Genomic DNA, 12,180 nt, shown 5'->3' with positions numbered 1-12,180 from the left:
GCACATATGCAACAGCTTCAGGGCGGCCGTATTCCATCCTCTAACCCGCCTGAAAGCGCACTTTTCTACAAAATAAGATCATCCTTATATGGGTGCTCCATCACAACTACCGTGCGTCCTCGGCAGTTGCCATTATTGCGCTTATTCAGTGCCTTGCGATGCAGTTCTGCACTGTCTTTCACCCGTATCCATGCGTTCCTCCCGGTTACCGAGGCGCAAACTTCCAACACAATCGACATTTTTTCGCCACAAAGGGTTGAAATACGACACCGTGGTGTATATAAAACACCTGTCATTCGCGGCATCGACCGTGGATGCAGGCGTAGATAACGAACCAAACACCTCTCCTGGGAGATACGCAACATGAAAAAACAGATTCTCGCAGTCGCCGTTGCCGGCGCCTTCGCAGTCCCGGCCTTCGCCGCCGCCGACACCAACGTCACTCTGTTCGGTCAGCTGCAGACGCAGGTCGTCCACCATTCTGGAAGTGGCGACTTCGCGCGTGACTTCGAAAGCGGTTTCCGGGTGCATGATGCCGGCGCTGCTGGCGCTCCGAATGACGGCGCTAACCCGAATCGCATCGGTGTAATGATCAACCACGACCTGGGCAACGGGCTGACTGGTCTGGCCAAGATCGAGCAGAACGTAACCAGCCGTGATGGGTTCGATTCCAGTGCGCGTGACGTCTACGTGGGCCTGGATGGCAACTTCGGTCGTGTCACCCTTGGTCGTATGAGCACCCCGTACAATACGGCTGGCAAGGACCCGCTGAATGCGACCTTCATGCAGGCTCGTACCAACGGCGGCCGTATCGGCCCGAGCGGTGGTCTGGGTAATGGCAGCTACCTGAACAACGGTCTGGCGTACAGCAACGATTTCGGTCCGGTCAGCCTGGATGTGGCCACGTTTATCGACAACAGCGACGATAGCAACAGCATCTGGTCCGCCAAGTTGGGCTTCGATGTGGGTCCCGTGGAGGTCTACGGTGCAGCTACTTGGGCGGATGACGCTGACGTAAGCGGCGTTGCAGGCAGTGGCCTCGATGGTCCGGGCTGGTTGATCGAAGATGCACGCCTCTACAAGATCGGTGCGGACTGGAGTCACGGTCCGTTCCGCGTCGTGGGTGAAATTGAAGACGTCAAGGTCGACCGTGTCGACCTCGGTGTACGTGAGCGTGGTAACACGTATTTCGTCTCGGGTACCTACACCATGGGCCGTAACGACTTCGTGCTGAACCTGGGTCACACGCGAGTCAAAGACGGGCTCTCTGAGGGCGATAACGACAACATCGACTACGCCGCGTTCGCTGTGAAGCACAACTTCACCAACCGCGTGATGGCGTTCGCTGGTGTTTCGTACAACAGCTCGGATAATGGGCAGTTTGCCAACCAGGCAGGCACCAGCGGTTCTACCTCGTTCACCGGTGTTGGTGGCGGTATGCGGGTGTCCTTCTAAGCCCAAGCACTGCCTACAAGCGGTATAACAACAAGCACTAGCTTGTTTTACGGGGCCCCCAGGGGCCCCGTTTTTTATGCACGACCTTCGGCCCCGTTCGGGGCTTTTTTGTGCCTGGCGGTCTGGGGTGTTGTACCCGTTCCGGGGTGGATGCTTGCATTTTGGTTAGCGGATCGGCTCCCTGTCATTGCTTCGGGGACGGCCCGCCTTCGTCATCCCGGCCGCAGCGAAGCGGAGAGCCGGGATCCACGGCTTTGGGGCTGGCAAGGGGTGGGTTACGAGCCAGGTAGGAGATCCCGGATAACCGCTGCGCGGTTTCCGGGATGACGGTCGATGTGTGCTGCTGGTAGCGGGCGGGAGCCCGTACGGTATCGAAGTGCCTTTGTCCCTTGGTGGACGATCAGTCGATCGGGTCGACTCGGATCTGAAGCGACAGTGCATCTCGTTCGCGGGTGGTGCGCCGGGAGGCAATGCGGCGTTCGTCAAGGTTGGTGGTGCGGCCCACTCCGGCAAGGTCGGCCCAAGCGCCGGGCTCGATGGTGATGGATGATTCGACGGACTGGCGTTCCACGCGGCCCATGGTGGTGGCGGGTGGCTGTTCGTGGAGTTGATAAATATCCACGCGGATGCGGCCGTCGGGCTGTGTGTGGGGTTGCACTCGGAAGCCGCGGGCGGTGTCGCGAAAGACGGGTTCCATGCCGAATCCGGCGCGGCCGGCGAATACGCGGAAGCCGTGGGCCTCGGTCTCGCCGACCAGGATGATGGCCTCGGTGCCTTCGCGCAGGCGGATCTGCTGGGTCTGGTCGTCGTGGCGGGTGGTGGTCCAGCGCCGGGCGGTACCGCGGGCCTGGGTGCCATCCGGGCCGTATTCGATGTCGATCCCCGCACCCGTGTCCTGACGGGGGCGCTCGCTGCTGCGGCGTACCGAGAGGATCAGGTCCCGGGATGCGTGGTCGAGCTCGGCTACGACGTTACGGATCTGTTCGAGGGTCTGGGCGTCGGCGCGTACCAGGAGGCGGAAGCCATCGGCGCGCAGCGTGGCGGCATTCCCGAACAGGCCCTGTAGCTCCGGCAGGATCTCGGCGGCCGGGCGATTTTGCAGCGGGAGCACGGCGACCTCGGCCTGTGGGTCGCGGGCCAACGCGGGTGTCGAGAGTCCGGGCAGTAGCAGGCTCCCCGCCAGGATGCGCAGGGTGCGGCGCCTAGACCATGAGCCGGCGCAGTTCGATCGCTTCATCGCTGAGACTCCAGTTCGCCTCGAAATCCAGGGCGGCCCGCTGGGTGCCCCCACGATCATCGACATCCCCCCGAAGGATTCGTTGCCCTCCAGCCTGCGTCAGCTGCATCCAGCCGCTGTGGTCAGCGATTGCGGTCAGCGTCAGGGGGCTCTCCTCGGCGGCATCGAGCCGGCGCACGGTGACGGCGGTGGGCAGACGCTTGATGGTTTCGACCAGTCCAGGGATGCGATCCCGCAGCGCCAGATCGTCGTCCACCAGAATGCGGATGTCCGTATGCCGGTGGCGGCGCGCGATGTTGGCCAGATACGAGCCCAGCTCCAGCCCGCGAAACTCCGCCAGGAGTCCCACGCGCGCATGCAGCCAGAAGCGCCGCCGGGTTTGGTCCAGCAGCTCCCCGAGAAGCACGGCGGCATCTTCCATCACGGGGTCGGTCGTCGGTTCGGCCATGCAGTCGCCTCCGGGCAGGGTCTCTACTCAGCATAGGCAACTCCCGCCCATCGCGCATCTACGCGCATGCGCAGTCAATGGAGATGGATGATTCGGTTCGAGCGGCTGTGCCGGGAAGGGGCCGTACCAACAATCGCGGTCACCCACAGCGTGGTGTGCGGCCCGAGTATTTTCGGAGGACTCGCAACTCGCGAGCAGGTGTTGGTTACCTGGCCTGCGCCAGGGGCTGGCGGATGCGGCGGAGCATGCGGCGGTGGGGGATGCCGGCGTCCTCGAAGGTGTCGGAGATGATGAAGAAATCGTGCTGGGCGTAAAAGCCCAGGCGGGTGTTCTGGGCGTTTAGCCAGACCTCGCGCCAGCCATGGCGGATGGCGGCCTCGACGGCGTAGTCGAGCAGCCGCGAGCCGATTCCGTGGCCGCGCCAGGGTTCGCGCACGGCCATGCGCCCGATCTGACCGGAGGGCAGCATGCGCAGGGTACCGATGGGTTCGTCGCCGGGGCCGATGGCCAGCCAGTGCAATGCGGTCACATCCAGACCGTCGAATTCCAGTGGCTCGGGGACGCCCTGTTCGTCGATGAAGACCTCGCGTCGGACGGCGGAGATGGCTTCGGCGTCGGCGGGCCAGCTGGCCTCGCGGAACTGAATGCGTTGTTGCATGGCTGGGGTCCTCGACCAATCGGGGCTCGACCACACGGGGCGGGTGGTGGACGAGTCCCGCTTTCCATGAGCCCGGAAATTTGCATTCTAGTCGACGAATCCAGAACCGTCCTGTGACTCGTTTCCCAATAAACTGGTGATTGGGTACTAGTTTGTGCTCATCGGTGGGGAGGGGTCTTGAGAATCTTGGATTATTGGGAAGTCATGTGGGGCGCGCGCTCGTCCCGGTCGTGGGGCTCCAGGACTACCTGCATCAGGTCGACACGCTGGTGCTCGAAACCGACTTCGCAGTAGGCGAGGTAGTAGCGCCACATGCGGAGGAACTCGGGCGAGTATCCCAGGGCCTCGATGACGGGTTCGGCATGACGCACCTCGCGATCCCAGCGACGCAGGGTTTCGGCGTAGTCCTGCCCAAAGAACTGCTGATCGCCGATCGCGAGGCCCGCCTGGCGGGCGGCGGCGTTGAAGCGGTGGACGGACGGCAGCATCCCGCCCGGGAAGACATACATCTGGATGAAATCGGCGTTGTTGCGGTAATACTCGAACGCGGCTTCGTCGATGGTGATGACCTGCAGTGCGGCGCGCCCGCCTGGGCGCAGGCAGGCACGCAAGGTCTCGAAGAAGCTGGGCCACCATTGCTGTCCGACCGCCTCGAACATCTCGATCGAGACGACGTGATCGAACTGGCCGTGCAGATCCCGGTAATCCTGCAGGCGCAGTTCGACACGGTCGGAGAGACCGGCCCGCTCGATCCGCTCGCGAGCGTAGTCGAGCTGCTCTTGCGACAGGGTAATGGCCGTGACCTGATGGCCGCGACGCGCGGCGAGTTCGGCAAAGCCGCCCCAGCCGCACCCGATCTCGAGGATGTGGGACCCGGGGGCGGCGTCGAGTTGATCCAGCAGGCGCTCGTACTTGCGCTGCTGGGCACTTTCCAGTGCCTCGTCGCCGCGGCTGAACAGGGCCGCGGAGTAGCTCATGCTCGGATCCAGCCACATGCGATAGAAGTCGTTGCCTAGATCGTAGTGGAAGCGGATGTTGGCACGACTGCCGCGGCGGCTGTTGCGGTGCCACCAGTGGCGCAGGGCGTCGAATTGACGCTGGACCACGGGGCGAGCCGCAAGATCGGCCAGCGCCGCCTCGTTGTCGGTGGCGAGGTGCAGCAGGCCCTTCAGGTCCGGCGTATTCCAGTCCCCCGCAATATAGCCCTCGGCAAAGCCGAGATCGCCGTGGCGCAGGATGCGCAGCAGCGTCCGCCAGGGCCGCTTGAGGTGCCAGATCACTTCACGTCCGGGTTGCTCGCCCTGTACGACCTCCCGTTCCCCGCGTGGGCCGACCAGCGTCAATTGTCCCTGCTCGAGACCGCGCAGGGCCCGGGCGATCAGTTGCAGGGCCCAGTGCCGGCGGGTCGCGAACCCGGTCGTCGCGCTTCCTTGTTCGACGGACATCAGTGCATCTCCTTTTGCGGCGGCGCAGGGCGCGGGTGGTAGTGTCCGCCGCGCAGCCAGATCTTGAGTGCCTGCCAGTGAATCAGTGGCAGGACCTTGAGGGTCATCCAGGGCTGGTGCATCAATGCGGCCAGCAGCGTTCGGTCGGCAAAGTCGCGCAGGCGGCCGTGCTGGGTTGCGACCAGGAATGGTGAACCCGCCTGGGTCTCGCGGATTGCCAACCGCACGGTGGCCCCGCGTTCCAGCCGTGCGGGCGAGATGGTGAAGGCGTAGCGCGCATCCATGTCGATGAACGGGGATACATGAAAGGCCTTGTCCTTCTCCTGGCGTACCGGCGTGGTCATGGCGCACCCGCCTTCGTGCAGCAGGTAGTGGTGGTGCTCGCCGAAGGTGTTGCGGACTTCCAGCAACACGCCACGCAACCCGCCATCCGCGTGATAGGCGAACCAGGCGCTGAGCGGGTTGAACGCGTGCCCGAATACGCGCGGCATCGCGAGCAGGTGGATCGCGCCGCCCGCGAGCTCAATGCCGTGCTCCGCGAGACGGGACTCGATCCAGGGCCGCCAGGGGCGACCGTCGCGGGGGCCGTGGTCGCGGGTATGCAGGCTGAACAGGTTGAAACGATTCAGGGAGAAAGCGCGGCAGCGGGCCGCGGTGGCCTCCAGGCGATCAATGTCGAACAGCGCGGCGATCACCGGATAGCGAAAGCGGTACGCCGGCGCCGCAATGCGCTGGTGCACAACCGATGTGTAGACGAGGGCCGCGTCCATGCCAGCGCCTCAGGCATCCTCGGGGCGCGCAGCCGGTGCCGCGGTCGGCGTCGCGCCACCGCCGTTGACCGGCTCCGAATCCACCGCCACCGGCGCGGGTGTAGCACTCGGCCTGGAGTCCCAAGGGGGCGCGATGCCCATCGCCTCGCCGATCGCGACGGCGGAGCGCAGCCCGTCCTCGTGGAAGCCGTCGCCCATCCAGGCCCCGGCGAAATGGAGTCCGTCCTGGCCCTGGCGGTCCATCAGGCGCTGGCGTGCGATCTCGGCGGGGGCATCCATTACGGGATGTTCCCAAAGGTGCTCGCCAAGCACTGCGGTGGGGTGGGGCTCGCGCCAGGGGTTCAGGCTGATCACGTAGTCGCGGCGACGCTCCAGGTTGTGCAGGCGGTTCATCCAGTAGGAGACCGAAACCCGTTCACCAGGCTGCGTGGTGCGTCCGCTCAGGTAGTTCCACGAGGACCAGACGCGGCGTGAGCGGGGCATCAGGGTGGCGTCGGTATGCACGATGGCGCGGTTTTCCTGGAAGCGGCAGTCCGCCAGCAGGCCGTCGAGCGCGGGCATGGTTCGCCCCAGGAGGCGGCGGGCGTCGTTCGCATGACAGGCGAACACGACTCGATCGAATCCCTCGGAGCGCTCCGCGGTCAGCACACGCCACTGGCCGCCTTCGGGGATCACGGCGCGGACGGCCTCGTGGATGACGCTACGCGGCTCGAGCCGCGCGGCGAGGCGCTGCACATATTCGCGGCTGCCACCGCGCACGGTGCGCCACTGCGGGCGGTCGCGCAGGTCCAGCAGCCCGTGGTTGCGAAAGAACCGCAGGAAACTCGCGGACGGGAACTCGCGGATGGACTCCGGCGGCGCGGACCAGATCGCGGCGGCCATCGGCAACAGGTAGTCCTCGATGAAACCCTGGCCAAAGCGGTGCCGCGACAGAAAATGGCCCAAGGTGCCCTGCGGCGTCTCGCCGCGCTCGAACAGTCGATGCCCCAGGCGGTTGAAGCGCAGGATGTCGGCGCCCATACGCAGAAAGCGCGGGCTGAGCAGGTTGCGCCGCTGCGCGAACAGGGTGTTCAGGTCGCTGCCGGCGTATTCCACGCCGTGGGGATGCCGGGAACAGGAGAACGACATTTCAGTCGGCTGGGTCGGCACGCTCAGGTCGCGAAAAAGGCGGGTCAGCAGCGGGTAGTTGCGCTCGTTGTACACCACGAAGCCGGTATCGAGGTGCGTGGGGCCCTCCGGGTCGGATACCTCGATGGTGTGGGCGTGACCGCCCAGTTCGGGCGCCGCCTCGAACAGGCGCACCTGGTGACGCGACTGCAGGATCCAGCCGCTGGCCAGCCCGGCGATGCCGCCGCCGATGACGGCGATGCGAGAGGTGCTCATGATGACGGTTCCGATTCCATCAAAGGGTGATGTACATCTTATACAATACCTGTACAATGCCTGCAAATGGTCGTCGTCCAGAATACGGCGCACAGTGAGCCCCGCACAGCCCGGGGCGCGGAGGGTGCAGCGATGCGTAGGGGTAGTCGGTTGCTTGTGGTGATAGAGCTGTTGTGGGCAGGCCTGACGTCCGAGGACCGGCGTTTGCGCGCCGCGATCGAGGCCGCGTTATGAACGACACCGCCCAGGCCATGAGCGGCTGGCCTGCCGAGGTGCGCCAGGCACTGGTCGAGCACGAGGTCGTTGCGATCACCTCCGGGCTGTCCGATGTGCGTGATGCCGTGGCCCTGCTGGATGCAATGCTGCCCGGTCGATGGGTGCGCCTGGAGTGGGGCATGGGCTCTGCTCACAACCGCGAGCAGTTTCATGCCCTGCAGCAGGCGACCGGGGCCGATGTATTGCCCTATTTCGTTGCGCGGGACGGTGCAATCGGGGGGCTCCCCGAATTGCGTGAGTACCTCGGTGCGCGGGCTGTCGCGGCCGGGGCCAACCGAGGTCCGCGTGACGTCGCGGAACGGGCAGGGCAGACGCAACAGTCCCAGGAAGCCTCGGCACCGATGCTTCAGGTGCTGGGATACGGAGGTTTGATCCCCTTTGTGGTCCTGGGCTTCGGGGCCTGGATGGCCCAGCCGGAATGGCAGGTTTTCGCGCTGGAGGCCCTGGCGTTTTATGGTGCCGTCATCCTGTCGTTTCTCGGAGCGATCCACTGGGGCCTTTACCTGGCGGATCGTGAGCACCGGGTGGGCCCGCTGTCGGCACCCGTGTGGGCGGTGGTCCCGGCGATCCTCGCCTGGCTGGCGTTGCTGCAACCGCTGCCCGAGGCGCTGATGACCCTGGCCGCGCTGTTTTTGGGGGCGCTGTGGGTGGACCGGTTGAGCCTGCGTGGGCGGCCGTTGCCGCGCGGGTACCTGGGACTGCGCATGGCGCTGACTGCGGGGGCTATCGTTTCGCTGGCCTCCGGGCTGGCCGTTATCATGGTGCGCTGACGCGCCCGCACGCCCCTAGGAATGCCGAAGATGGCACAGAACAAGGACCTATCGATGCAAGCAGATGCCCGTACCGCGGACGAACCCGTGACCAGCGCAGCCGATGGGCGGCCGCTGCCGGCCCCCGAGGCCCTGGCCCGTCATTATCGCGAGATCCTCGCCGGCCTGAATGAAGACCCGAACCGCGAGGGTTTGCTGGATACGCCGATGCGGGCGGCCAAGGCGATGCAGTACCTGACCCGGGGCTATCACCAGGACCTCGACACGATCGTCAACGGCGCGCTGTTCAGCTCCGACAACGACGAGATGGTGCTGCTGCGCGATATCGAGCTGTACTCGCTGTGCGAGCACCACCTGCTGCCGATTATCGGCAAGGTGCATGTCGCCTACCTGCCGAATGGCAAGGTGATCGGCCTCTCCAAGATCGCGCGGATTGTCGATATGTTCGCCGCGCGCCTGCAGATCCAGGAAAACATGACGCGGCAGATCGCCGAGGCCCTGAAGCAGGTCACCAATGCCAAGGGCGTGGGCGTGGTCGTGGACGCCAAGCACATGTGCATGACCATGCGCGGGGTGGAGAAGCAGCACTCCTCGATGGCGACGTCGGTGATGCTGGGTGCCTTCCGCGAAGATGCGCGTACCCGTCGCGAGTTCCTCAACCTGATCCACGGCTCCCGCGACTGAACCGCTGGCGGCGGGGCCCTGAACCGGCGAACCGGCGTCGAGTGACTACATCGGGCGCAGCGGGATACTGAACGAGATGTAGTTGACCCCGGCCATGCGCAGGTGTCGCACATCCTGCGCGAGGCTATTCAGCAGGTACAGCCCCAGTTCGCGCAGGGACTGCTCGTCGTTGTGACCCCATTGCCGGGCCTTGCGCAGCGAGGCCTCGTCGACTTCGGCCGCCGCACTTCGGTCGATCATCTCCACCGCGAGGTGTTCGCCCTCGCGTTCCAGACGGACATCCACCGGGCGGCTGCGCCCCGGCTCGCTGGCGGCCTGTTCGGACAGGTGCATGAACACCTCTTCCAAGGCCACCTGCAGCTTGACGGACTGCTTCTCCGGCAGACTCAGGCTCTCGCCGAACTCCCGCGCCATGGCCTGGATCTGCGGCAGGGATTCGGCCTCGGGCGCGAAGGTGCTGCGGCGTCGTGGGCGCGGGCGCAGGTTGAAGATCAGGCTGATGGCGACCGCGACGGTGCCGCCGGTGGTCACGCTGTTGTTCATGAACGGCCCCAGCGCGTCCGGGATCAAGTGATGGAAGAACAACTGGTTCTGGAACAGGAAGCCGGTGGAGAACGCCACGCCGATGATCAGCCCGCTCTGGTAGCTCAGGCCGTCCTGTGCGCACAGGCGAATGCCGGCCACGAACAGCAGCGCCAGAAGGATCAGCAGGAAGGCTCCGAAGACCGGGCCAGGGAGCGAGATCATCACCATGTTGAGTTTGGGGATGAGTGCGACCAGGGCGAGGAAGCCGGCGAAGTAGTAGCCGACGCGCCGCGCAGCCATGCCGGTCAGCTCGATCGAGGACACGCCGATCCCGTAGGTGGTGTTCGGCAGCGTACCCAGGCCGCCGGCGATCATGTTGCCGACCCCGTCCGCATAGAGGCCGCCGCGCACGCGGTCGTAATCAACCTTGCGCGGGGTCCGGTGGGAGTTGCGTTGCGCGACCATGGTGTCGCCCACCGACTCGACCGATCCGACCAGGGTGACGATGATGAAGGTCAGAAGTAGTGTGAACCAGGCGGTCGAGAACTCGAAGTTGAAGCCCGGCCATTCCAGTGGCGGCAGACCCAGCCAGGCGGCGTCCGCCACCCTGGAAAAGTCCGTGATGTTGAATGCAACCGCCACCGCGACGCCAACCCCGAGCCCGATGATGGGTGCCCAAAGGCGCAGCATGCGACCGCCGAAGATCGCCAGCAGGATGGTGAACCCGAGCGTAAACAGGGCGACGACCAGGGCGCGCCAGGTGCCCTCGTACTCGCCTTCTCCATGCATCATGTCGGCCGTGGACGGGATCACGGTCAGCACCAGCAGCATGATCACGACCCCGCTGACGGTCGGCGTTATGATGCGCCGGAACAGGCCCAGGTAGCGGGCGAACAGTAACTGTGCGGGTGCGGACAGGATGGCCAGCGTCGCGACCAGCGCCATGCCGCCGACCATGGCCGCCTCGATGCCGACGGCCAGATACGCGGTCGAGGTGCCCATGAAGATCAGGTAGCCCGAACCGACCGGCCCGACGCGACGAACCTGGACCAGCGTGGCGAGCGCACTGCCGATGAGTGCGGCAAAGACGGTCCACTGGGTGGCGGCCAGGTCGAGGCCGATGGTGCGCGCCAGAATCAGGGGCGCGAGGATAATGGTCGGGGCGACCAGGATCAGACTCTGAAGGGCGCTGAGCGCGCATTTCCCGACCGGCGGATGGTCATCCACCTCGTAGAGAATCTTCGATTGCGAGGGTTCGGTCATTGCATCACCGCGTGGGGAGCACGAAAGCGCCGAATCGTATCAGGGTAAGGGGGGAGTGACCGCGCAGGCGTGAGTCAGGCGTTGGCCCGCGCCGACCCCGGTCGTGGGCCCGGACAAAAAAATGGCCCGGTGGGAGTCCGGGCCGAACGTTCAGACAACCGTGTGATGGAGTCTTCTAGTCTGAACGGCGGAACTGCGGCGGCCGTTGCCAGGCGCCGATTTTTCCGCTCTTGCCTCGGTGGACAGGGGTGTTGCCCACAGGTTCCTTCCGGATTCGGGCATCACGCGAACGCGTTCACATTTTGCGGCGCGTAGAATGGTTTCCATGCGCGGAGTGGAACAGATTCCCTGGCTTTATGACGCCCTGATGGGGCTGGCGGACGCGCTTGGTTTCCGTGGCTGGCGCCGGCGTCTCGTCGTGAGGGCACGGGGTCGCGTCCTCGAGCTGGGCTGCGGCACGGGCCGCAATCTTCCTCTGTATTCCGACCCGACGCAGCTCGTCGCGCTCGATCCAGATCTGGCGGCCCTGCATCGGGCGCGCGATCGCGCGCCCGGGGCGCTTTTTGTGGTCGCCCGGGCCGAGGCATTGCCATTTGCCGATGGACAGTTCGACACGGTCGTCTCGGGGCTGGTGTTCTGTTCGGTTCAGGACCCGGAGCGGGGGCTGGGGGAGATCCTCCGTGTGCTGGGCGCCGAGGGCCAGTTGCGCATGCTCGAGCACGTGCGGCACCGGCGCCCGAGCCTGGCCTGGGTACAGGATCGCGTGCAGCCGACCTGGACCTGTGTGACCGGGGGCTGCCACCCGAACCGTGATACCGAGGCCGCGGTGGAGCGCGCCGGGTTCGCGATCGAGGCAGAGGATCGCGAGTCGCGCGGGGTCATGCGGCGCTTCGTGGCCCATCCAAAAAAATTCGAGGCGAACTCTAAAGTCTGAGCATGCGTGGTCGTCACCCCGGGAGAGCCAGGTCCGAGTTGGTGTTAATTACACCCGGCGGGCTGGCTCTACATTCGAATCAGGAGTGAACGATGGACGCCAGTGCGATTGCCAGCCAGGCCACGCAGATGAGCCAGCAGAGTATCGCAGCGCAAAAGGATGTGGCGGTGCAGAAGAAGGCCATGGAATCGGAAGAGATGGCGGCACAGGGCCTGTTGCAGGCCATGCCGAACATCAGCGAGATGCAGGCGACCTCCCAGGGCCTGCCCGACCACGTGGGCAATAACGTCGACACGACCGCCTGATTGCCCATACGGTCACTCAGGGGAACA

General features: G+C 65.2%; 12 protein-coding genes. 5 read left to right on the top strand and 7 right to left on the bottom strand.

Annotation, left to right across the window (positions count from 1 at the left end; translation table 11 throughout):
• The first annotated feature begins 363 nt into the window (after positions 1-363).
• Entirely contained in the window at positions 364-1,455 is a 1,092-nt protein-coding gene (locus F466_RS0109800) for a porin (RefSeq protein WP_018994026.1), read from the top strand.
• Positions 1,456-1,855: 400 nt separating this feature from the next.
• Here the strand turns inward: F466_RS0109800 and F466_RS0109795 are convergent, their stop codons facing one another.
• The 6 genes from F466_RS0109795 to F466_RS0109770 all read right to left on the bottom strand — a co-directional run bounded on the left by F466_RS0109795 (position 1,856) and on the right by F466_RS0109770 (position 7,396).
• Entirely contained in the window at positions 1,856-2,596 is a 741-nt protein-coding gene (locus tag F466_RS0109795; RefSeq protein ID WP_018994025.1) for a secretin N-terminal domain-containing protein, read from the bottom strand.
• A gap of 61 nt (positions 2,597-2,657) precedes the next feature.
• Complete coding sequence (locus tag F466_RS0109790) at positions 2,658-3,140, bottom strand: hypothetical protein (RefSeq protein WP_018174146.1); 483 nt, start codon at positions 3,138-3,140, stop codon at positions 2,658-2,660.
• Between the two features lie 205 nt (positions 3,141-3,345).
• The gene (locus F466_RS0109785) at positions 3,346-3,798 is read right to left on the bottom strand and encodes a GNAT family N-acetyltransferase (RefSeq protein ID WP_018174145.1); all 453 of its coding nucleotides are present in this window, start codon (positions 3,796-3,798) and stop codon (positions 3,346-3,348) included.
• A gap of 191 nt (positions 3,799-3,989) precedes the next feature.
• Positions 3,990-5,243: a cyclopropane-fatty-acyl-phospholipid synthase family protein gene (locus tag F466_RS0109780; protein ID WP_018994024.1), complete on the bottom strand. Its 1,254-nt coding sequence runs from the start codon at positions 5,241-5,243 to the stop codon at positions 3,990-3,992.
• The gene (locus F466_RS0109775) at positions 5,243-6,013 is read right to left on the bottom strand and encodes a DUF1365 domain-containing protein (RefSeq protein WP_018994023.1); all 771 of its coding nucleotides are present in this window, start codon (positions 6,011-6,013) and stop codon (positions 5,243-5,245) included. Before F466_RS0109775 ends, F466_RS0109780 begins: the two co-directional genes overlap by 1 nt.
• Positions 6,014-6,022: 9 nt before the next feature.
• Complete coding sequence (locus F466_RS0109770) at positions 6,023-7,396, bottom strand: NAD(P)/FAD-dependent oxidoreductase (protein WP_018994022.1); 1,374 nt, start codon at positions 7,394-7,396, stop codon at positions 6,023-6,025.
• Positions 7,397-7,626: 230 nt separating this feature from the next.
• On the opposite strand from F466_RS0109770, the gene F466_RS0109765 reads away from it, so the two are divergent.
• Together F466_RS0109765 and folE are read left to right on the top strand one after the other, a co-directional pair.
• Positions 7,627-8,442, top strand: coding sequence for a DUF3429 domain-containing protein (locus F466_RS0109765; RefSeq protein ID WP_018174141.1), 816 nt, complete (start codon positions 7,627-7,629; stop codon positions 8,440-8,442).
• A 30-nt stretch (positions 8,443-8,472) separates the two neighbouring features.
• Positions 8,473-9,126 (top strand): GTP cyclohydrolase I FolE, encoded by a 654-nt coding sequence (gene folE, locus F466_RS0109760; RefSeq protein WP_018138378.1) that lies wholly within the window; start codon positions 8,473-8,475, stop codon positions 9,124-9,126.
• Positions 9,127-9,171: 45 nt separating this feature from the next.
• On the opposite strand, the gene F466_RS0109755 is transcribed toward folE, so the two are convergent.
• Complete coding sequence (locus F466_RS0109755) at positions 9,172-10,914, bottom strand: uracil-xanthine permease family protein (RefSeq protein ID WP_018138379.1); 1,743 nt, start codon at positions 10,912-10,914, stop codon at positions 9,172-9,174.
• Positions 10,915-11,239: 325 nt separating this feature from the next.
• Here F466_RS0109755 and F466_RS0109750 point away from each other — a divergent pair, with 325 nt between their 5' ends.
• A complete protein-coding gene (locus F466_RS0109750; protein ID WP_018994020.1) occupies positions 11,240-11,848 on the top strand; it encodes a class I SAM-dependent methyltransferase in 609 nt (202 codons plus the stop codon).
• 92 nt (positions 11,849-11,940) lie between these two features.
• Complete coding sequence (locus tag F466_RS0109745; protein ID WP_018174138.1) at positions 11,941-12,153, top strand: YjfB family protein; 213 nt, start codon at positions 11,941-11,943, stop codon at positions 12,151-12,153.
• Positions 12,154-12,180: the final 27 nt, after the last annotated feature.

Origin of the sequence: Thioalkalivibrio sp. ALgr1 (genome assembly GCF_000378285.1) — a bacterium.
Classification (GTDB): domain Bacteria; phylum Pseudomonadota; class Gammaproteobacteria; order Ectothiorhodospirales; family Ectothiorhodospiraceae; genus Thioalkalivibrio.
The sequence above is the reverse complement of the archived record's forward strand: the minus strand, read 5'-3'. Positions and strand labels throughout refer to the sequence as shown.